Origin of the sequence: Herpetosiphon llansteffanensis (assembly GCF_003205875.1) — a bacterium.
GTDB lineage: Bacteria > Chloroflexota > Chloroflexia > Chloroflexales > Herpetosiphonaceae > Herpetosiphon > Herpetosiphon llansteffanensis.
In genome coordinates, this window is the sequence record NZ_PUBZ01000041.1 from 1 (window position 1) to 899 (window position 899).

1 protein-coding gene is annotated in these 899 nt (G+C 47.7%); it reads left to right on the forward strand.

What is annotated here, in order from left to right; translation table 11 throughout:
• The first annotated feature begins 327 nt into the window (after positions 1-327).
• Positions 328-819 carry an SMI1/KNR4 family protein gene (locus C5S61_RS02510; RefSeq protein ID WP_110513545.1) on the forward strand — a complete coding sequence of 164 codons (492 nt, stop codon included), beginning with the start codon at positions 328-330 and terminating at the stop codon, positions 817-819.
• Positions 820-899 lie beyond the last annotated feature (80 nt).

Below are 899 nucleotides of genomic sequence, written 5' to 3' on the forward strand. Positions count from 1 at the left end.
GTGTAATGGTTCATTGGATTGGCAATCATGGTCCCTCACCCCCCAACCCCCCTCTCCCACTGAACGCGGGCGAGGGGGAGCAGCCTCTTTTGTACCAAGGAATTGGGGGAGAACCACGGGATTCAAGCCCCTCGCCCGCGCCACGGGAGAGGGGTTGGGGTGAGGGGATCAGGCGGTGGTTAACGTGATGTACCAGCACAGCTATGGGCTATGGGCTATGGGAAGCATCATCATAACAATCTGTGGCAAAAAATTGTTCTTCGCGTCCTTCGCGCGCTTCGTGGTTTCGACGTTTCGTGAATTCTAATTAGGATTGAGGAGAATTTGATGAATATTACGATTGTTGATGGCTTTGCGCCAACCAATGAGCAAGCAGTTGCAACCTTTGAACAAGAGTTGGGCTGTCGCTTGCCCGAAGATTACCGCGCATTTTTGCTTGAACATAATGGCGGTCAGCCTGAGCTAACCGTTTTTGATATGAATAGTAGCCTGATGCCAGATGATCAAAGCATGATCCATTACTTTTTTACCTTAGATCCAGCTTCAGAATACTATGAAATTCGCAATGAAATTAAAGTCTACACCGATGAAACCCGAATTCCACTTGAATTGTTGCCAATCGCCTGCGATCCTGGTGGCAACATAATTTGCTTGGGGATTCGTGGCGAACAACGTGGCAAGGTTTATTTTTGGGATCATGAATTTGAGCTAGAGGCCGAGGAAGAGGGCGATTTGTACTACAACGTTTCGTGTTGCGGCTCTTCATTTCAAGCATTTGTTGAGAGTTTGTCGCCAGAATCAGAACTTGATGCTGAGTAAGAATCAAAAGCAGAAGTCAAAAGTCAAAAGTCAGAAAGCTGAGTAAGAACGTTGAATTTGGGGATCAGGGGTCGGGGGCT